The organism is Halomonas cerina, from assembly GCF_014192215.1.
Classification (GTDB): Bacteria; Pseudomonadota; Gammaproteobacteria; order Pseudomonadales; family Halomonadaceae; genus Halomonas; species Halomonas cerina.
Genome location: NZ_JACHXP010000001.1, coordinates 172,514 through 194,837, shown reverse-complemented (window position 1 = coordinate 194,837; position 22,324 = coordinate 172,514). Strand labels below are relative to the sequence as shown.

At 63.4% G+C, this 22,324-nt stretch carries 6 protein-coding genes; 1 reads left to right on the top strand and 5 read right to left on the bottom strand.

Features of this window, described 5'->3' with window-relative positions; translation table 11 throughout:
* Positions 1–3: 3 nt before the first annotated feature.
* Entirely contained in the window at positions 4–2,757 is a 2,754-nt protein-coding gene (locus tag FHR94_RS00850; protein WP_183323569.1) for an ATP-binding protein, read from the top strand.
* A 585-nt stretch (positions 2,758–3,342) separates the two neighbouring features.
* Here the strand turns inward: FHR94_RS00850 and FHR94_RS00845 are convergent.
* From FHR94_RS00845 to FHR94_RS00825, 5 genes are all read right to left on the bottom strand, one after another.
* The gene (locus tag FHR94_RS00845) at positions 3,343–4,035 is read right to left on the bottom strand and encodes an RES family NAD+ phosphorylase (RefSeq protein ID WP_183323567.1); all 693 of its coding nucleotides are present in this window, start codon (positions 4,033–4,035) and stop codon (positions 3,343–3,345) included.
* Complete coding sequence (locus FHR94_RS00840) at positions 4,029–4,430, bottom strand: antitoxin Xre-like helix-turn-helix domain-containing protein (RefSeq protein ID WP_183323565.1); 402 nt, start codon at positions 4,428–4,430, stop codon at positions 4,029–4,031. Before FHR94_RS00840 ends, FHR94_RS00845 begins: the two co-directional genes overlap by 7 nt.
* Positions 4,431–4,985: 555 nt before the next feature.
* A complete protein-coding gene (locus tag FHR94_RS00835) occupies positions 4,986–14,135 on the bottom strand; it encodes a Tc toxin subunit A-related protein (protein WP_183323563.1) in 9,150 nt (3,049 codons plus the stop codon).
* 47 nt (positions 14,136–14,182) lie between these two features.
* Positions 14,183–14,797: a hypothetical protein gene (locus FHR94_RS00830; RefSeq protein WP_183323561.1), complete on the bottom strand. Its 615-nt coding sequence runs from the start codon at positions 14,795–14,797 to the stop codon at positions 14,183–14,185.
* 69 nt (positions 14,798–14,866) lie between these two features.
* Positions 14,867–22,264 (bottom strand): SpvB/TcaC N-terminal domain-containing protein, encoded by a 7,398-nt coding sequence (locus FHR94_RS00825; protein ID WP_183323559.1) that lies wholly within the window; start codon positions 22,262–22,264, stop codon positions 14,867–14,869.
* Positions 22,265–22,324: the final 60 nt, after the last annotated feature.

Sequence of the window (22,324 nt, the reverse complement as noted above, 5' to 3'; positions counted from 1 at the left end):
GCGATGCGACATGACCTGGTGGTACTGACGGTCGCCTTCGGCTATCTGGCCCTGCTGTTCGTGATCGCCGCCTGGGGGGACCGACGCGCCGAACAGGGCCGTTCGCTGATCGGCTCGCCCACCGTCTACGCGCTTTCCATCGCCGTCTACTGCACCGCCTGGACCTTCTATGGCAGCGTCGGCCGGGCCGCCCAGCACGGTCCCAGTTTCCTGCTGATCTACCTGGGCCCCACGCTGGCGATGCTGCTGTCCCCCTTCGTGGTGCGCAAGATGGTGCGCATCGCCGGCGCCCAGCGCATCACCTCCATCGCCGACTTCATCAGCGCCCGCTACGGCAAGAGCGCGGGCCTGGGCGCGCTGGTGGCACTGATCGCGCTGGTCGGCATCACGCCCTACATCGCCCTGCAGCTCAAGGCGATTACTCTCAGCCATGCGGTGCTGGTCGACTACCCGGCCCCGCCGGCATTGCGCCTGGCCGCGGCGCCCTTCTGGGCCGACAAGTCGTTCTGGGTGGCGCTGGTACTGGCGGCGTTCATCATCCTCTTCGGTACCCGCCACCTCGATGCCAGCGAGCGCCACGAGGGGATGGTCGCCGCCATCGCCTTCGAATCGCTGGTCAAGCTCGCGGCCTTCCTCTCGGTGGGCGTATTCACGGTCTTCGTGCTGTTCAACGGGCCGGGGGATCTTCTCGCGCGGGTCGCCGCGACGCCCGAACTGGCCGGCGCGATGAGCCTCGAGACCGTGCCGGGGGGCGCCCTGGGCTGGGTAGGCATGCTGGTGCTGGCCTTCCTGGCGTTCCTCACCCTGCCCCGCCAGTTCCAGGTGCTGGTGGTCGAGAACGTCGATGAGCGGCACATCACCCGCGCCAGTTGGCTCTTCCCGCTCTACCTGCTGGCGATCAACTTGTTCGTGATCCCTATCGCCCTGGCCGGCCTGCTGCTGGGCACCGGTGGGGATCCCGACAGCGTCGTGCTGACCCTGCCTTTGGCTTCCGGGCTCGACGGCCTGCCGCTGCTGGTGTTCATCGGCGGCTTATCGGCGGCCACCGGGATGATGATCGTCGAGACGATCGCGCTCTCCACCATGGTCAGCAACCAGTTGGTGATGCCGCTGCTGCTGCGCTTCGGGCGCCTGCCCCGGGCCACGCGGCGGGGGCTGGCCGGGCGCCTGCTGGCGATCCGCCGGGTCGCCATCGTGCTGATCCTGCTGATGGGCTACCTTTACCACGCGCTGGTCGGCGACGCCTACAGCCTGGTGACCATCGGCCTGGTGTCCTTCGCCGCGGCCTGCCAGTTCGCCCCGGCGATGCTGATCGGCCTGTACTGGCGCGGCGCCAATCGCCTGGGGGCGGCGCTGGGCATGACCGCCGGTATTCTGCTCTGGGCCTGGACCCTGCTGATCCCGGGGTTCGCCCAGTCGGGCTGGCTGGATGCCGGCTTCCTCGCCGACGGCCCCTTCGGGCTCGACTGGCTGCGGCCCTATGCGCTGTTCGGCCTCGAGGGCTGGGACATCTACACCCACTCCCTGCTGTGGAGCCTCACCGCCAACATGGGGCTGCTGGTCGGGGTGTCGCTGTTCACCCGCCAGGGGCCGCTGGAGCAGACCCAGGCGGCTCTGTTCACCGAGGCGATGCACCCGCGTCTCGCCCAGGCCTCGCTGTGGCAGGGCCAGACCAGCCGCGGCGAATTGCGCGCCCTGCTCGATCGTTACCTGGGGGCCGCCGCCACGGCCCGGGTGTTTGCCGACCGCACCGCCGAAGACGACGATCAGCCGGCGCCTGCCGCCCTGATCGCCCATGCCGAGCAGGCGTTGGCCGGGGCACTGGGCAATGCCTCGGCCCGGGTGCTGATCGACTCGGTGGTGCGCGGCGAGGCCCTGGACCTCGAGGCCATCCTGGGCATCCTCGACACCACCTCCGAGACCCTGGAGATGAACCGCCGCCTGGAGCAGAAGTCCCGGGAGCTGGCCCACACCAGCGAGGAGCTGCGCGCCGCCAACGAGCGGCTGCGCGAACTCGACCGTCTCAAGGACGAGTTCGTCGCCATGGTCAGCCATGAGCTGAGAACGCCCCTGACCTCGATCCGCTCCTTCGCCGAGATCCTGCGCGACAGCCCCGACCTGCCCGAGGACAAGCGCGCCCGCTTCCTCGACGTGGTGGTTCGGGAGAGCCAGCGGCTCTCGCGGTTGATCGAGGAGATCCTCGACCTGGCGCGTCTCGAGAGCGGACGGCTGGCCCTCTCGCCCCGTCGCCTGGACCTGGTGGAACTGGCCCGCCACAGCGTGGAGGCCGTACAGCGTCTTCAGGAGGAGCGCGGGATCGCCCTGGACGTGGCGATCGAGGTCGATGACGCCCCGGTGATCGGCGACCCGGATCGCCTGGAGCAGGTGATCATCAACCTGCTCGACAACGCCGGCAAGTTCGCCGCCGACGAGGCGCCGCGGGTGAAGCTCTGTCTCGTGCGCCACAAGGCCCACTACCGGCTGAGTGTCGAGGACAACGGCCCGGGTATCGCGCCGGAGGAACGCGAACGGGTGTTCGAGAAGTTCCACCAGATCGAGCGCAGCGACGATACCCCGGCCCGCGGCCGCCCCCGGGGCAGCGGGCTCGGCCTGCCGATCAGCCGCGGCATCGTCGCCCACCTGGGCGGTCGGCTATGGGTCGAGGACGCGCCGAGCCTGGGTGGCGCTTGCCTGGTGATGGAGCTGCCGGAGGCGCCGGCGGACAAGGAGACACCTGCAGAGCCCGCGACCTCGTAGTGGGCTGACTTTTGCGTTCCGGCGCCTCGGCGACGATCACCGTTATCGCTCTATATCGAGGCCTGGCACAAACGTGCTCCGGCTTTCCCCAGCGCTATACAGCAGTAAGGCGTCCCGCCCTTCACCATCAACTGACGGTATACACCATCAGCAACTGCACGTCTTCGACGCGCTCGGGACCCAAGTGTCCCGAGACAACCCTAAGTCGCCAGGGCTCACCATTCTCCCAATGGGATCCTGCCGATTCCGCCAGTCGCAGGCCGGCAGGCCGCTGGTCGTCGTCGATGTGCCGAGCTCATCCTGAAACCCGATCGAAAGCCCGGCAGTGTCGAGGCTCCCCCCATCCCGCGGCACCAGCACCAAGAGCAATCGCGCCAAGAGCCAGGCGCCATCGGCGACCAGTGCGTCGAGCCAGTTGTTCAGCGAGTCGATGACGGGTGTCTCGACTATAGAGCGACAATTACTCTGGCCGGTCGCATAGCTAGAGCGCTGTGCGGTCAATACAGTCTAGCAGGCGGTGACCTCGGCGCAGTGGGTAGACGTCGGCTGGGGCGGTCGAGCTGTGCCCGGAGCGGAGGCGTGTCGTCACGGAGAAGAGATACGACTAACCCCAGTAATCGAACCATTCCAGATCATTTCGTAGTGGACTGTTGGCACGATGGACGTCACCGGACGCGGTGTCATCAGGGCCCAACATATGGCACCCGGCCGGCGCAGAGAGTGGTAGCGCAGCCCAGGTACCCCCTCAGCCTTTATGACATCGCCAAGCTCGCGGGAAGCGCTGTAGTCGTCAGGCGCATAGACGGGGTGCTCTCTCGGAATCGCCAGCCCATCCGCCATCTCCGCTTCATCGAAATGGCACACCAGGCCCCGGAAGACAAAACGCTCATAGCTTAGATCGGTCACGTTGCGCCAATAGGTCTCCTGGTGATGGCGAACCTCGGCCAGGGCCGTGTCCATGACGTCGGCGATATAGAGCACGCCATACCGGCCATGGCTAAATCGAGAACCAGCCGGAGTCACGTGGGTGAACGGTGCTGTCGCATAGGAGCAGCCCGGGATGCCGAACGGAATCTCGGTGGTGGGGATCAACCCCAGGTCACCCACCTCCGCCCTCAGGCGAGGGTTTGTCATCGCCTGCAGTTCATAGAGCATGTCGAACTCCTCGGCACTCGCGACATCATCGAACAGGTCGATTGGCGGAAACTTGGAGTTCACCAGTCGATAGACTTGGCAGGCGCAGGCCGGCAGGCGCGGTAGCTCCTCCAGCCTCACCATTGAGCACCCCGGAGGCTGTCGATGCGCTGAAACACCTCGTAGAGCGCAAGAATCCCGCCGCTCGCGATGATCTCCAAGGGCGCCCGGCCATTGAAATAGTCGTTGTGGTTGGCCATCGCCATGAAGCCGTAGAGGTTCTCCGGGTTGTCGAAGATCACCCTTAGCGCGGCGTGGATGTTCAGCACGAGGCTGATCCGGGTGAGCTGGTCTTCATCCAGGCTGACCTGCCATGCGGGATCCCGGCGCTTGGCTCGCGCATAAGTGCTACGGGAGACGCGCAGGATCGCCGTGGCCTGCTCGCCTGTGGCGCCCCACTTCTCCAGGATGGCAACGGCAGCCTTCAAGCCGGCCGCGCACTTCGCCTTGTCATGCACCGGGGCTTGTAGGGTCGCCATGGCACCCTCCTTTCGTATGTGTCTATAGACACAATTATAGCATTTAAGTCTCTACAGGTGCATCTGGATAGCCCCGGCCGACTGTCACGACAGCACCGTGCTGCGAACGGTCCTCGCTGGGACATCGGTGCACTGTGTCGTCACGACAGCTTGACGAGAGGGTATCAGCGGCTGGCGGTATCGACGGTACAGTGTGACAGCCGAGCCAGCGGTGCTTTGGGGAGACACCTGGCCGCGAGGTTCCCGGATGCGCCAGGCCGGCCCCGGGCTGCGACCACCCATCCAGCACCAGAGCACTCTCGGGATCACCCAGCGTGTCGATGACCCATTGGTAGAGGACATCACGTGCGGCATCGGCATCCCAGCGGGGTGACATGGTGGTTTCTGGCGGCTACATACCTCATCGCCAAATGCTCGAGGATTCAGTGATATACAGTATAGTTAAGCTAAGTTGCGGCTGTAGTGCTAAACGCTGAGTCTGGCTGTGGTACAGGTCCCACACGTCTCCAGGGCACTATGAGCGCCGAGGACGGCGCTCATGCAACATCAGCCAAGTTAGGCGGGCCACGCCGGCGTTCGAGCAGAATAAGTCACGACAAATAGAATGTTTTCAATCTGTTCATGCTTGAACCGGTTCCTCATCTCTTCTGTATCGGGTAAGGCCAATTCCCACTTGCCGAAGGGTGATTTGCCGATCATGGCTGCCCAGCTGCTCGCGTTGCCCCGGCGGGTACTGAGGACGCCATCGATCGAGGTCGCGCCGCCCCCGGCGGGACCGGCGCTACCCTGCTCGATGAAGTGCAGGTGGGTCACCGGCACCTCGAACGAGGCGCCCTTGGCCCTGGCAAAGAAGAGCACCACCTGTTGTATACGCAGCTCGTCGATGTTGGCCGGGAAGTTCTCGCGCCGGGTCTCGAAGCGGACCACCATCGGCGTGTCGCTCTGCTCCGGGTTGTGCAGGTCGTAGAAGGGATCGGCGAACTCCTGACGGAAGCTGAACGGCCGGTCGGCGCTGAGGGTGTCGTCGAGTTCCCGGATCACCCGCTGGCGATACGCGAAGCTGTTGAGCGCGGTGTACTCGATGGTCAGCAACACGTCGGCGATGGTGCTGAAGTCAAATTGGTTGGCGGCTCTGGGGAGCTGCAACTCCCAGGCGGTGTCCACGCCCAGGCTCTCGAATGGGAACCGCTTCTCCGAGGTCTGGGGCGCAAGCTCGAACAGGCCCGTGGCATTGCTGGGTGAGCTGAGGGCGACGGACTCGGGCGGGCGGTTGACCCGGACCTCCCGGAAAAGGCCATCGCCGGCGATCACAACGCGCGAGAGCCCCGTGGTGGAGAGGGTCGCCTTGATGCCGTCGGTGGGCGGGATCAGGGCGATCACCGAAGTGCGCACCCGCTTGATCAACCGCAGGTAGTGGCCCGGAAAGTCGTGGTTGAACAGTTCTTGGGAGGTATTGAAGCGCAGCACGCCGGTCTCGCGAAAGCGCTGGAACTCGGCCGGGGCCAGCCGGGCCAGGGAGAACGTCTTGGTCAGTTGCAGCTTGCGCTCGTCGGTCTCGAAGGCGTACAGATCGAGCTTCTCGACATCTCGAAGTAGCCTGGCCGAGCCGGTGAGCCCGCGGCGGTCCGGGCCACTCTCGTCGGCGCTGCGTGCTTCCAGGCCGAGCGGCGCTTCCCAGTAGTCCGCTTGAATGAGGGACGGCGGGAGCTCCTGGCGCTGAAAGGCCAGTTGATTCTCGGCGAGCTGGGCCATCGACGTCGCCTGCTGCAGGAAGAAGCGGTACACGCCCTCCAGCACGCCGCTCATCCAGCCATAGAGATCGGCATTGGTAAACTTGGTGGCCAGGAAGTCGGTGGTTTCCTCGGCATGGTCTGCCTGCAGCTCGGCGATCCTGCGCTCCTGTCCCACCACACGCACGCGGTCCTGCGTAAGGAGTATCTGCTGGCTGCCGATGCGAATGTCCTGCCGCGCCAAATCTCGCTGCAGTCTCCATTCCTCTTTCCGTCGCTCATGGCTGGCATAAATTTGGAGAATAGAAGCCGTGGTTGAAGATACCGCTGCCAGAGAAGATGCTGCTTGTGCAGCGCTCTTGAAAGGGTTTATATCAGAGAATATGGATCCCGCTGCGGCTGTCGCATGAAACGCAGCAGCATTGATCATAAATCCGATAGCTGCCTGTTCCACTTCTAGAAAACCTTCATCCAGCAAACCTTGGAAGTGATCCACTCGTATCTCCGCGCGCCCGCGCTGCAGCTCGGCCAGCTTCACGCCGTCCTGCGCTTCTTTTACGCGCAGATCCTGCAACCGTACGCCGGCACGGGTCAGGCTGATCTCCTGACGCGCCTTCAGGCGCTGGTAGTACTCGGCGTCGCGCTTCTCGAGGGTCGACAGGAAGGCGGCTTCGATCTGCTGGGCCAGACCGACGAGGCGCCTGGCGCGGTCGATAAGCACCTCATAGCGGTAGGGCGTCGGCTGGAGCGTGATGGTGCCGGGCAGCGCAAGGTCGCCACCAGGCCCGATCGTAGGCAGGCCGCGTTCCGCGTCGCTCGGCGCTGCATACGGTTCCAGTCGGCGCTCGTCGCCGGTGATGTTGCGGCAGGTGCGAATCTTGTACAGATTCAGATCGGCGCCAAGGCGCAGGGACGAAAGGATCGGATTCGGCGGAATGCAGAAGCGGTAGGTGATCGTCGGGACATACGATGGCGCGAACCTGCGTGCGGTCTCCACAGCGTGAAGAGGCTCGATCCTCGCCATCCGAGTGAGGGCAGGCGTTTCGATCACGCGACGGGCTGTGAGCACCGAGGTGTCGTCGTCCCCTTCCTCCGAGACAGCCGCGCCGCCCCCGGTTGCCAGGGCTTCTTCTCTGAAGCGTAACCAGGGAAGCGCGACCTCACCTGTCTCGAGCGTCGCGACCCGTTTGCCGGTGACATCCGCGACGGCGCGGCCGAAGTCCTTCCCGGCCGCGGACGAATGCGCGGTGACGGCCTTCGCGACGACCGGCTGGCGGAGCAGCAGGGCGTGGGCCCTGCCCGTCGTCGTGTTCTTTGTTTGGATCGCCTGCGCCAGCGTGGGCGAGAGCGCCTGGGTGACACGGGCCTCGGCTACGGCGTCGCGGGCCTTGGCAAGGCGCGTTGCCAAGGCCTCGCCGGCGCCCAGGATCTCACGCACTTTGCCGATGGTCTCCTGCAGCGTTTCTTCATCGTCGATGCGGCGAAGGCTCGCTTTGAGCTCCGCCCAGGCGACCACCAGCCGCGGAGCCTCCGCTTCGTCCTCCGCATCGAGATCGATGTCGAGGGTGCCGATCAGTTCATCGCATCCGTTCAGCTCCTGATTCAGCACCGGGAGGTCGAGCAGCTCGAGCGCGGTCATGTAGAGGGTACGGGCGCGCGGGAGGGACTCGGCCGTGTCGCGGGTAAACTCCGCATCCGCGAAGGCTTGGAGGCACCGGACCAGCGACAGCAGCGTGAAGCGGGTGTAGGTGTTGGCGCGCGTGCGCGCGATGCCATGCGGGTTGAGGGGATCCAGCCACCACTCCTCGGCGCGCTCAAAACCGGCGGCGAGCGACTCCTCTTGTTTGAGGTAATAGGAGATCTTGCGTCTAGCGATGGATACGCTGTAGTCATACACCGTGCGGAACCAGTCCAGCGCCGCCGTATAATGCGAGCGCTGCTGGAGCTGCAACGCCAGATGCATGGGAACGAAGTAGTACGCCTCCTCCAGGTAGGTCAGCACCGACGCCGGCGCGTCCGTGTTCTTCTCGAATGCGTCCGCGATCTGGTGACGACGCACCTGCAGCTCATCCGACGACAGTTGCTCCGTAATCTCGAACGGCTCGGTCACGAACGGTGCCACCGGGATCGGCGCCGTTGGCGTCAGGCTACTGTCACTTTCCTGAACGAACTCCGAGCGTACAAAAACGACGCGAGGAGGGCGAAAATCGGGGTGGACTACCAAATCTCTACTGCCCGGAGGCAGTGCAAAGGCGACTGTATCTGATTCGAGAATCACCCGGCCCCTTGTCCCCGTGGTCTGGTGATAGGTCACACGGCTCGGCAAGTCCACTGGAGCCTTGCCGGCGCCGATAACGATGCGGTTAAGTCCACGAAAGTCAATAATGGGTCCTATCTTTTCCTGTGAATCCCTCCGGCTCTTAAATGAGGCCAGATTCCCTTCCAGTAATCGTTTGAGTGCCCCTTCCAATGTGAGATCGATCCCAAAGCTGAAACGCTGGATGGTTTCATCTACTAGTTTCCAGTCCTTCCACCCGGGCTCATCAGATTGATTGTTTATTTTTCCCGCAAGTGACTCAATGATCCCTTTCGCCTTCTCCTTATGATCTCGTGCCTCCTCAACAAAGAACACTAGCAGATTCATTCCATCGAAATCTTCGCCTTCGATTACAAAACCACTCAGGCTTAGGCCTGTAACTGGCTTCAGCCAGGAATCATCAAATTCGTCAAAGGCGTCGTAGCTTTCCAATCCGACAGCAAACACCGAGCTCGATCTCTGGAGAGACACATAGCGCGTTAAAGGCCCCTCGCCCTGCCGCATAAAAGCGTAAACGTGATCCGTGCCTGGCCAGGGAAATCCTCCGAGATAGGTGTGAAACACAGGACTCAGCTCCCGCCACTTCCCGTCATCCCGCTCACCAAATAGGCGGTAAAAGAGCTGGTTGTCACCTCCCCGCACGATCAGATAGTACTCTTTTAGCGCAGGCTCGATCATCGCATGAAGCTCGCTGAACTCTCGCGCTTTGGGGCGGCCAACGAGGGGGTACCACTCACCGTCCTGCCAGGCGGTGCCGGCCCGGTTCAGCTTGCGTGCGTAGATGGCCCCGTCGGAAACGAAGATGGCCAGATGGGGCGGCTCATCCTCCCGGTGGCGCTGCTTTACGGCCGCCGAGAAATTCGTGGCGTCTTCCGGCGGCTCCAGCTCAGTTGTCTCGCCGGTCCACTCGTCCTTCGTCAGATCAAACCGGGTGTAGATAAGCTTGTGCTCACCCGCGTCCTGGACGCGGACGAAGAGATAGACGTAGCGCTCTTCATTGTTGATCGCGTAGGCGGCGGCGCCGATGGCCTCGCTTTCTGGCTCGATGCCTGGTACGGGCGTCCAGAGACTCTGGGCGTGCGGGGTATCGTCCTTGGGATCGTATCGCGAATAGTAGACCGATTTCGTGATTCCGCCGGTGGCAAACAAGTAGACGAGGTGGCGGTCTCCCTCGAACGACTTGGTGCGGCAGTCGCCTTCGAAGGCATCGGTACGAGCCACCACGGACGCCTCCAGACTCAGCTGGCAGACGTCCCGGAAATAGTCCGCGTAGGTGGTGGCCGCTTCGCAGGCGTTCTCCGGGGTCAGGCGTGTGTTGGTGCGGGTTTCCTTGACCAGCTCGCGGAAGGCCGGCGTCTGCCACTTGCGCAGACTGGGCAGCAGGATGTTCTCCGGGTAGAGGAAGACCAGCATCGCCGAGCGCCAGGTCTGGTAGGAACCGAGCCATTCCCAGGCCTCGTCGAAGTCGTCGGCATCCAGCAGCAGGTCCGGATGGGTGTCCTGGAGCTGGCCGGTCCTCAAGGACCACAGCAGCAGTTGGAGCGTCGTGCTGGCCTGCGCGGGGCGGGTGGTCATCTGGCAAGCATCGGCCCGGGCGTCGATCAGTAGCTCGTCCGTGAGGGCCTTCGCCTTGGCTTCGAGAGTGTTGCCTGCGGCATCGCTGACCCGCACCAAGGCGTCGCGCAACCGGGGCAAAACCGCTTCTTCGGTGGCACTGACGGCTTCATCCAGTGCCTCGATGACGCCTTGCTCCTGGTCGATGCGCGACTGCAGCGTCTCCTCCCAGGCGCGGCGCGCGGTCGAAGTCGCCCGCCATTCGGGGAGCGGTTCCGGCTCGGGTGGCGGGAACTGGAGCGGCGGAGGCTCCGGGATCTTGAAGTGATCCGGGCCAAGGGTGATGCCGCGTTGCCGCTCCTGTATCCGCCAGATGGCGTATTCGCGGCGCTTCTTTACCTGCACCAGGATGGCGTCGACGCTCTTCCATTCGTCGTCCAGGATGGGCACTTCCTCCTCGGTCAGACGGCGAATCCGAAGCAGGTAATCGAACGCTTCGGTGGTGAGATCGAGCTGCTCAAGGCGGTTTACGATCTCTTCTCCCTCTTCGCGTCGCTCGGCCAGCGTATCGAGCTCCAAAGCGGGCACGCCGATGGTGTCGTCGAAGTTCTCATCAAACCCGGCTAACGCCGTCGCCGCTGCTTCTCGTTCTGCCCTAAGCACATTTAGCTGAAGCTCAATGAAATTGCGCCTCTCTTGCCACAACTCAGTCGTCGCGCCCGAGAGAGGATCCCTGAGGTCGTCCGGACGGACCAGATCCGGGTCGAGGTGCGGGGTTTGCCCGCGCTGGCGCAGCGCCCGCTGCCAGGCGGCACGGGCTTCTGCACTCGCACGCCAGAGGGGCAATTGGGGCTCTCGCAAGGAGATCCAGAATCGCTTCGGGTCGAGCTCGACGTCCTGATCCTTCTCCTCGTCGATCCACGTCGGATAAAAGGCCCGCTTCTGGGCTTGCACCAGGATGGAGAAGAAGGCGCGCCATTCGTCGTCCGTGACCGGCTCACGCTGCGGATCGGTTTCCCAGGCCGCCGCCTTGTCGCGAATCGCTAGGAGCTGGTTGAAGGCCTCGACCGTCAGACGCAAATCTTCGTCAAGCTGCTCGGTTGCCATTTCGACCTCGCCCTTGTTCCCCCCGGCGAGGTTATCGCGCAGCGTGCTGAAATCGGCGGGTGGCGTCGTGTCGGCCCACGGCGTGACGTCGGTGGTGTCGTAGGTGACCGTCTGGTACATGCGGTCGAACAGGGCCGTGACGTCGGGCACTTCGACGTCGTTGCCTTCCTCATCGGCAACAGTCTTGGTCAGTGCGACCAGCTCGTTCACCCGCTCGTCCACCCATTCGCGTCGCTTGCGCCAGAGGTCGAAGGCGGCGTTGCCGGCTATCGGCTTGCGCAGGTCGTCCGGGCCAATGATGTCCGGGTCGATGATGGGCAGCGGCGCCTCGGCGGCGTCCCGGTAGGGATCTGCCGGCCAGTCCTGCTCGCGCCAGAGGGTGCGCAGGTACTGCAGCCGCGCGCTCAGAAAATGCGGAACGGCGACGATCTCGATGGTCTCGGTGGCGGTAATGAAATCGATTTCGAACCGGCCGGAGAGCGCGCTGCCGTCGACCGCCGCCACCGCCACCGGTCCCGTGGCCGTAGTGCGCTCGCCGGAAGCCACCAATTGTGTCCTGTCCTGGTCCCGGAATAGCTCGACCCGGACTACATTGGCCGCCGGGGCGCCCGTCAGGCTAATATAGACCGTGCCGTCCGGGGCGGTGTGGCGGCTCCACACGACGCCGTCCAGGTTCCAGCGGCCGATCTGCTCGGTCTCATCGCCCCGCTTGATGCCTTCAGAGAGCGGATCGCGCGTGGTGTCAACCAAGCCAAAGAGCCGCTCCAGGGCTTCTTCCGTAACGGCATCAGGGTCGGTCGGTGCGGCCTTCGGATTGAGTAAGAGCCGGTCAAGGGCATCGGGCGGGATGCCGAGGCGGTTCGCCACGGTGTCTCGTGCCTCCGCTCCGGTCGTCTGGGCCAGTCGGAGTTCTTCGAAGGAGGTGCCGAGCCGGGTCAGAAGGGCCATGTAAGCTTCCCTGTGATACTCCCGTTGTGCCTCCGCCAGCGCCGTTTCCTGAGGCGACTCACTGGGCGGCAGCCCGGCGGCGGCCAGATACCGCCGCAGCACTTCGATGCAGATGCGCACCTGCCGGACCTTCCTTTCGACCTCCTCGCACGCCGTCGGCAGGTCACCGAAGGGCTGGTGGAAGCGCTCGGTAAGGTCCTCCAGCGTGACCTCCACCTCGTCGCCCTGGCCATCTTCGCGTTTGAGATGCGTCACGGCGTAGTCGAGAAGTTCCGCCAGGTAGGCCAAGGGGCTGACCGCCGCATCGCAATCGCGACAATGGCACGTGTCGGGAAACAGCACCGCCAGCGCGCCGTCGGGATCGATATCGGACGAGGGCGCGGTCAAGCCGTTGGCCCGATCCGCCCGGTAGGAGGCGATGACGTTGTCGAGAAACTGCTTCTGGGCGCGGGCCTCGACCGGAAGCCGCGCCGCCCCGAAGTCGCCCAGTGCCTCGCGCGCGGTATCGACGACATTCACCCGCGTAGCACGACCCACGGCGGGAACGTCATCGTAGCCGGCGTCGATGAGCGCCGTATTGGCTTCCGTGTTGGTCGACAGGGCGCCGAGGCGGGCGTGCGCCTCCACTACTGGCACGGCCGGGTCTGCTGGATCTACCCCCTCGAGGTGGCCAATCCCGCCCTCCCGGCGGATGTCGGCCAGAGTGCGGATACCATGGTCGATCAGCGTCGCCTGCAACCCCTCCGGCAGCTCCATCGACAGGGCCTCGGCAAGCTCCGACACCGTCGGAGACGGCTCCTCTTCCTCCGGCACGGCGACGCGAACCTCTATCACCTCTTCCTGCTCCTGGGGGACAGAAAGATCGGTCTCGGCGATCTCTGTGCCGTCCCGGGCGATGATATGCAAATGGAGCCGGCGTCCCTCCTCCCCTTCCTCTTCTTCCTCCTCTGACGGCTCCCGGCGCGGCGCAAAGTAGAGCAGGGTGAACAATCCATTTCCGTCGGTGGCCTCGTGGCCGAGATCTCTGGGCTCAGGGCCGGCACCCAGGTCGAAGGCATGGAGGGTGAAACCGCTCAGGGGCTCTTCGGTCTCCTCGGCGAGCAGCCGGCCGACCATCTCATGCACGACCAGAAAGCCTCGCTCGAGGCGCAGTTGCTCCAGGAGGTCCATGATCGCGCCGAGCGATTCGCGCAAGCGGGCGGGGATAATGTTTTCATCGATGGCCTTCTCCAGGGCCGTGCGCAGCGCCTCGGGCTCCTGATCGAGGAGGGTTTCGAGCTTCAAGGAGAAACCCAGCCGGCCCCAACCGTAGAAGGCCTCGGCCGGCAGGCGCGTATCCGGGGCGAGCAGGAAGGCTTCGACGAGGATCTCGATGCGCTGCCACTCCAGCCCTGTCTCCTTTGCCAGGAAGTCGACGTCTGCTCCGATGAGCTCGGCCGGCTGCACGCCCTCGAGCACGGGACTCAGCCCGGCCAGAAGCCGCTCGTATTCCGAAGGCTCCGGCTCCTCGCGCGCTGCGACCACGAGATCCACCTCGGCAACCGGCGGAGCGTGGAAAATCGTCTCGGAGGCGGCCAGCTCCCGGCCCTCCGCGTCGAACACCCGGACCACGAGGTCGGCGTTACCCTTATCGGCGCGGCGGAATTGGCCCGCGGTGTAGGCGATCTCGTACCGTCCGGACTCGTTAGTGAGGGTTTGACCGAGCTCTTGCTCACGCCGCAGATCTCGATCGACGGCGCGCACAAGGACACCAGGTTCGGGCGTGCCGTCCCGCTGTTGCACCTGGCCGTTGACGACAAACCGCTCCGGCTGCTCGGCATCGACAGCGGCATTGATCGCCTGGGCCGTGCGCTCGTCAACGATGCCGGTCGCCTCCAATTCGTGTTGAGTCTGGAACGCCATCACCACCAGGGTGGTCGCTTCACCGAAGAACCCCGCGTCGGTCTCGTTAACCGCAATGGTGAAATCCAATTTCTGCAGTTCGCTTTGCAGGAGCTGGACATCCTCGCCTTGCATTCCACGGGATAGATTTCGACCTTGTAGGTTCATGGTAAGCCTCCATTGGCATTCGGCAGGAACGACGGAGTGCCTCTCGTTTAGCTCTCTTGCTTGGGAAAGATCTTCACATTCTGATCAATCTTTTTGGGCATACGTTGCCGTCTGATCCACGGCTTCGAAGATAGATCTTCCCCACAGCAATCCAAAAATGCCTTGTCATCCCCGTCCAGATCAACATGGTAGGGTAACCCGTAAACGTCCAGATCGGCCTTCATGCGGTTACGAAGCAGCGACAACTGACGGATGGAGAGGTATCCGCGCGCCTGTTCCTGCCGCTCGGACGGCAATTGGCGCAACTTTTCACGGATAGATAGAGGCTCGTAATACGCAAGGTCGCAGATCAAGTTATCCTTCACCCGCAGGTAAACGGAACGAGTTCTTCCGCCCAAGAACATGCCGTTACCATTCTTAAAGTACCAGGCGGTAAAGTCGTCAAAGAGTTTTTCGCGTTCCTGCTGTGTAAGCGGCTCAGCTTTCCACTCGGTCAGCCGTACCGGGCTGGCAATACCCATCTTATCCCACAGCGCCTCGTAGGCGGCCAGGCGCTTCTCCGCCACTTGTAGCTTTATCTGGCGCCGATGGCTGTAGGCCAGATACGCTCCGATCAGAGCCACGATCGGTCCCGCAATAGCTGCAATCTCGGTGAGTGGCATAAGTTGTCTTTTAGCGGTCAAGTTTGTATAGACTTGCTTTTGAAGACTTGAAGCGGATCAGTCTGCCCGTTAAAGGCGCCACCGAATCATGCATGGAACGCATGGTCGCCCTTCATCGGCGCCTTCACGGCTTTGGGTTGCCTCACCAAAAATCCATTTGGCTGCCTGCTCCGAGAACCCTATAAGAGCTTCTTCCCCTTTGGAAAGGAGAAAGTCTCTGGTCATTTTTGCACCCTGCTTCGCTTGCCATACGACAACAAGCGTGAACTCCACGGGACCTTTTTTAAAAGCCTCCCCAAGCGAAAGCTTTGTGAGGCCAAACAGCTCTGCAAATCCACTTGCGATATCCAAATAATCCTTTCCTTTACTTAGCCGCCCTCTCAACCGCTCTCCTTGGCGGAATCGTTTAGGTTTTGGGCGGTCATCCCTTAAAGTTAGCTCGCCGGTCGAGCCAGGTCCGAGGCCGAGGTCTGGGGGGAGCTTTCGCTCATTCGTTAATCCTGTCTTCTGCGCCTCTCGTTCACCCCTGGCCGATTCATTGCGAGTCTGATTTTCGTTCGGTGACCCGAGCTCCTCGCCATACGTACCTCCCTCTCGTAATTCGACAATCCGTCGAATCTCCTCTAAGCGCATACCTATGAGTTTGAGCTCCAGTAAAAACTTTTCAAGCCTCAAATCGACATTCTTTGGATACTCTATCTCGCTTATTTCTTGAGCCGACTGCTCCAATTGCTCCATCAGAGCCAGGGGCTGAGTCCTGGCCTCCTTGCTTCCCTCCTCGACAGCGCCTTCCAGGCCTCGCGACGATCCTAACTGTATATCAAGCTCCTTTGATAGCTCGTCTTTTTTCTCCGAAGAGACAGAAACTATGGATGGTTGTAAGTTTCGTGTTCTTCCTCTTTCGTTCTCTGGCTGTGCCTGCATACCCTCTGGATCGATTAGGCCAATCGGATTGTCCCGAGCATATCGGTACAAGTTCGTTCCATCCACCAATCCCGCAGGGTCCGCTGTTGCCCATCTCCCTACCCATGGCACGTAATATCTTGCCCCGTGGTAGTACAACCCACTTTCTTCATCCCGCTCCTTGCCCGAAAATCGATACCGTTTCCTGCCAAAGCTGCCGAAGCTGGTCTCGCCGTAGGGTGTGTATTCCTCGCGATTGATGAAGTTCGCTTGATCATCAACGACCAGATTGCTGCTTCCCAGATGATCGCCCAGGGGGTACTGCACCTTCGGCCCCTCATCCTTCGGGTGCGGATCACCGACACGGAGCATGGCGATGCGCTGCTGATCGTCCATCACGTGAAATCGGTTGTTCTCTCCGGTACCAGAGCCGTTACCCTGCCAGCGGTGGTGCTCGAAAAACCCGTCGATGTAGATCGTTGCCTCGATCTCGCCTTGTTGATTGCGGACCAGCTTCTTTACCCGCTGGCCAATCGCATCATAGAGGTAATGGGCGCGCACCGACGGCGGCGAACCCTCCACTTGGGTACGGTAGGCCTTCAGCTGGTCACTGTGGTCCCACTCGAAGTGACGCGCCGTGTGTTCCCGCGTCAGGTTGCCGTTGGCATCGAAGAAATGACTTTGAGGAATATTTGCAGCCTGATGGCCCACATGCGTCAGGTGGTTGCCGCGAGGATCGGGCCATTCGCCCGTGGCAAGGTGGACGGGCCACTCGTTATTCCACTGCTCTGGCGTCATCCCGCCCATGCCGAAGTGCCGTGTCCAGGCGTTGCCGTTGTGCCGATGGGTCAGGGAGAGCATGTTGCCCGCCGGGTCGTAGGCGTACTCCTCGCGATAGGGGGCGGTAAGATGGGGGGCGTTTTCCTGGTTCGGTGTGCCATGGTTCCCTGAGTTGGCACCGCAGCGCTGGTCGTCCGCAAACGGGCGAGGCCGTGGAATGTCTTGGCACTCGCGTCCCGTCGCTGCGGTCAAGCGGTAGAGGGGATCGTAGATGAACCGGCGGATAAGGGCATCGCCTTGGGCCACCAGCGATGCCAGGGCTGGATCGGAAACGAGTGCGGACTGCGGGTTGTCCTGCACGCCGCAACCCAGTGTGCGGTCGGTGATCGCGAGGATGTTGCCGATCAGATCATACTCGTACGCGAAATCCTGGAGCGCAGCGCCGGTGGGCTCGTAGATAGGCGTGTCCGGCTCTGGCTTTTCGTAGCGCTCGCTACGCAGCCGCGCCAGCCGGAACGTCTCAGGATCATAGGCGTAGCGGGTCATCACGCCGTTGCCCAGCGCGATCAGCGTGCGCTGTCCCTTGGCGTCATAGCCGATGTGCTCGACGTAAGTGACGGGCTCGGCGTTGCTATCCGTTGAAAGCGTCACCCGCTGCAGGGCGCCGGCCCGGTTGTAGATCGGACGCAACTTCTGGCGCTGTCCCTCCACATCCTGGGGATACAGCGTGCGCTTGATTCGGTCGAGTGCGTCGTACGCGGACGAGGTGCGGTACTCGAAGGAGTCGAGCAGCGTGGCGGCATGGGCGTCCAAGGTGGTGCCGCCGGGCGGTTGCCAATCCACTTGAAACGCGGAAGCGACCACGCTGGAGATGGCATCATCGCCGATGATCTGCCGCACCTTCTCCAACACATTGCCCTTGAAGTCGTAGCGCTCGAACGTCAGGCGGCCCGCTTCGTCGTAGTGCTCGTGGAGCGCACCCAGTCGGTTCTCGGCGCGATGGGTTGCCCGCTCGACTGGAGCCTGAGCCGGATCGCCGGCGTCGCCGTAGACCAGGTGCTCGCGCAGGGTCACGGTGCCGGCGGCATCATCGCGCGCCCACATTCGAATCGGTCGCTGCAGGCGATCGTAGGCCTGGAGGATGAGTGCGCCCTTGCCATCGCGCCGCTCGATCTCGTTGCCGGCGGCGTCCAGCACCAGGCGCCGCAGGCCCGCGTCGATGCTCTCGATGCGCAGCGGGTTGTCCGCAAGATCGTAGGTGTACTGGAAGGCTTTCCGGCCCAGGGCGTCGGTCACGGTGAGCAGGTTGCCGCGAATGTCGTATGTGGAGCGCGTGGTGAACCAGTCGGCGGATGGGTTTGGCCCGTTGCGCTCGACCGACTTTATCGTTCGGCCCAGCGCATCCACCTCGATGCTGGCCGGGGTGAAGTGGTGATCTTCCGGCGCGCGATCCGCCAGGGTGAGGCCGGTCTGATCGGGAGGCTCGCTCAGCGAAGCCAGGTCATTTGGATCATACGTGTAGGTCTCCCAAGGCGTTGGCTCGAATACGATCTCGCCGTTCTGATTGTGGCGCGCCACGTCGGGCTGGGCGATGCTGCCCGGAACGCCCTGGACGACGCGCTGCTCGGAGCCGTCCGGGTTGACGGTACGGATCACCTGGCCGCGCGGGTCGTAGAACAGGGTGACCTTCTGGCCGAGCACCTCCCGCCCGAACCGGGTCCGTTCGTCGTCTGGGGAAAGGTAACCGTAGCCCCGGGAGACGAACGGCTCGAACTGCTCCACCACCTGTCCCTTGTTGTCATAGATCTGCCAGCCGCTGACCACGACGTTGGGGGGATCGCCCGGGCTGCGTTCCTGCCCGACCACGGCGGCCTGGGTACTGGCCGTCTCGTCCTGATCCGCCGGCAGCACCCCGCCACCGAAAACCGGTTCGCCGAAGAGCACGTCCTCGGCCTGGGTGCGCGTCTGCAGCAGACGGCCGAAGCCGTCGGAGTATTCGCGTGTCTCGATGGTCGCATTCCGCTCCGGCAGGGGCACGTCCATTTCGGTATCGTGATGCTCGTGCTGGATGGTGTGCACGAAAACGGGCTGGCGCTGATCGGGCGGGCTGTTGGCGAAGGCCAGAAAGTCGTACTCGAAGCGCGTGCTGGGCCGGTTGTCGTCTCCTTCGGTGGCATCTTTGCCCCGGACGAAGATCTCCTCGAGCAACCCCAGCGGGGTGAAGGCGTACTCGGTGCGATTGCCGTTCGAGTCGCTCACCTCGCGCGGCTGCAGCACGCGCGCGTCGTAGCTGGCGAGAATCTCCAGGCCGGCCGGATCGGTGACCTTGGTCGGCAACAGGTCGAAGAAGTCGTAGTCGATATGGGTATCGCGGTTCCCGGTCTCATCCCCCAGCGGGTCGCGGGTCACGATCCGCATGCCCTGTCCCGTTCCCTCCGGGCTGTCCTGAACGTCGTACTTGTGCCGAGTGGTAACCACGAAGTAGCCGCGCTCGCGATCGGCATCGCCGGGATGAAAGGTATAACCGGCGAGCTCAGGCAGGAAGTCGAGGAATTCCTGCGGATGCTCGACGTTGGCCACCGGCGCAGCCCCCGGCACCAGGTAGGACGGCCGTTCGGGCGGATCCGCAATCGCGTCGCCGCTCTTGTAGCCGTCGTGCAGGATGTCCTCGGTAAGCGCCAGGCTCTCGGAACGCACCAGGGCGCCGTGCTCCCCGACTTCGCCAAAAGACCGTCCCTCGAAGGCCTCGCCGTCGTAGAAATTAAGTGTCTGCTCGATGACCGTGAGCGCGGCGCTGTCGTCGGGTACGTCTTTCAGTTCGAGCACGCGCTGGGTGCCGTCGTTCCCGGTCTCGCGGGTGGTGACCTTCGCCACTCGGTCCACGATGTAGACCTCAGGGTCGACGGGCTCGGCGTAGACCGTGCGGCTCTGAGTGGCCAGATACGGCTCGCCCGGCGTGTCCTCGAGCTCCCGCCAGCCGCGTGGACAGGCGATCCGGGTCTCCTGCTGCGGCTGGCCGAAAGGATCGTAATCCTCGGTGAAGCGGAACTTCGTCATCAGGTCGTCACCGCGCTCCCACTGGGTGGTGCGGTTGGCAACGGGGTGAGGAAAGAACATCCGCTGGCGCGACCGATCGCCTGGATCGGCGGGCGCCTGCTCCTCGCGCACGCTGTGGAGGTGCTCGGTCACGGTGAAGGGCCGGTCCTCGCGCGCCGAGTCGTCCCGGGCATAGAGCTCGGTCCGCAGGATGCGCCCGCGGAGTGCCCGAATTGTATCGCGCTTCACGCGGCGCGGAATGTCAGCGTCGCGGAGGAAGGCCGCAAAGTCTGCGGGTCGTTCGAGCCGCTGTGGATCGTCGGGAAAGAACTCCGCGCTGTAGTCCGCCTCGTACCAGTCGCCGAACTCCTCGCCGATAGGCCCTTGATGGAACCAGGTGCGTGTCTCGGTCGGCGGTGAAAACGATTCGCTCGCTACGGCTGCGAAAGATCGGTCCGGGTGCAGGCCGGCGGCCTGGTAATCCTCAAAGACTTCGGTATCCCGTTGGTCGACCCGCCCAAAGCCGCGGAATTCGCGCTCGGCGCCGTCCCAATGGCCGTGATGGTAGCGGTATTCGGTGGTCAGCTTGCCCCGCGAGATCTCGTCGACGACCGCGACCCGGGCCACCACCTGGACGGGAAACGGCAACGGCGTTTGCCAGCGTGTCTCAGGACTTTGTTCGTCCTCCAGATAGAACCGAGTGGAGGGCGCATAAGCCACTCGTGTCACCGCCCCCAGGTGGTTGTCCATCTCGTCCAGCAGGTAGGGTTTGGCCCCACCGGTGAAATCGAGAAAGAACATATGAGGACGTCCCTGCCCTTTCGCTTCCTCGCTCCACAGCACGCCGCTGACGCCGGTGCCCAGCATATCCATCAGGCGCACGGCATCCAGGTCGGTCACAGGCGGGGTACCGTCGATCTCGATCGGCTCGCTCCAGCGGTTGCCGCCCTGGTTGATGTACAGCACCACCTTGCAGTGATCGACGTACACCAGGTCGGCCAGGCCATCGCCGTCCACGTCGCCGAGCAGGATGCGCCGTGGGTCGTACCCATAGGGAAAACGCGGGCCGCCCCGCATATGGATGCGCTTGCCCCAGTCGCCGTGGCCCAGGTTGGGCCAGTACTCGATGTTGCCATCGTGGACCAGGACGATGTCCTGCAGGCCATCCCCTGTCATGTCGGCCCAGCGGACGCGCGGATCGGAGAAGTTGACGTCGGGAAACGCCTCGAGGTCTCGGCGCTCTACCCGGCGGGTATCGTTCCAGCCTTCCAGGGGATCGTTGAAGAAGGACTCGAAACGGCGGCCCGAGCGAATGGCATCTGTGACCCCGTCGCCATCCAGATCGACGAGCTGCACCTCGGCATCTTCCAGATTGAAGCTGGGGGCCTGCCGATAGCGCTGGAAGGAACGTCGGTCCCAGGCCCCCTGGAAGTTCAAGGGGAAGTAGCCGGAAAGCCCGTTCGCCGTGGCCAGCAGATCGATGCGGCCGTCGCCGTTGGCGTCGATGAGCTGGACGCCCGGATCGGCCAGTCGAAGCCCGACCGGGGCTTCCCGCATCTCGCGCGGCAGATCGAAACGGCCGCCGCCCAAGTTGCGCCAGTAGCGGACAGCGCCGTTCATCTCGATGATGTCGGGAAGCCCATTGCCGAAGAGGTCGGCCAGCTCCAGGTTCGGGCTGGCCAGGGAACGGGCCGGCAGGTTGCGGCTTTCGAGCGGAAAAAAGTCTCGCTCCTTGGGCTGGAACGTGGTGTAGCTGAATTCCAGTGGCGGAAGGGCTGCGGTCTGATCCGCTTCTTCTGACTGCTCGTCATCGTGGCCGATGACCCGGATCTGGCTGAGCAAGGAGGCGCCGTTGAGCGGCGAGAGCGCCTCGGGTAGCTCACCGGCCGCGATGCGTTCGTCGAGATAGCTTAGCTGGTAGATGCGGACGCGTCGGTCCTTGTCCGCATGGGTCCGGACCACGATCCGCCGACACCGCTTGCGGGTGCGGATCTCGAAGCCGGAGCGGTAGTCGGAGAAGGGGTCGGGGCGCTCTTCGTACTCGAAGCCGACCGAGATCAGGAACCGCTCGGCATTCGTGCCCGCCTCGTTATACTCGACGTAACGGATGCGCTTGAGATATAGCTGATCCCAGCGATGAGGCCCTTCCTCACCGCTATCTCGTTCATACTCATACTCGATCCGGTTGCCGAAGGCATCCAGGGTCCGGGTGAGCTTCCAGGCAAAGACCTGAGTCCGGTCGTCAGGAGCAGCCACTACGGCCGGATCGGCCCCAAGCGCCGCAGGCGTGCCATAGACACTCGCCAGGCCGTCCTTGCTGCAGACCTTCCAGAAGCTGTTTTGGTTGTCGCGGTGATAGGCGATGCGCGCGAAGAGGCCTTCGGTGCGAGGACGATATTGGACTTCACCGGGGAAGTCGCCGGAAACGGGTACTAGATCCTCGGCCCCGGAAAGGAGGAAAACGTCCGCTGCGTCGCGGTAGCGAGGTACCCCCTTGGAGGTCTTGCGACTGACGCCGGGGATGCTCAAGCTCCAGCCAAGACCAAAGGGCCCGTTGCCGTTACCCGTGCTGTATATCAGCTTGAGTTCGGGCTGGAAGCCGTTCCGGCCCGGGGGGAGTTCGATCGGAACGGTGAAGTTCCCGGTCCCAGTGAAGAGGTCTGGCGAGAAGGTCTCACCAATACCCGACACCGCTCCACCGCCCGGTGGCAGCGAAATGACCTCGTTGGCTTTGCCTGCTTTGGCCATGGGTGTCATCCCCCCCTTGGCCGGCAAGGGAACATGCCACGCAGTTGGCCTCCTCACCTT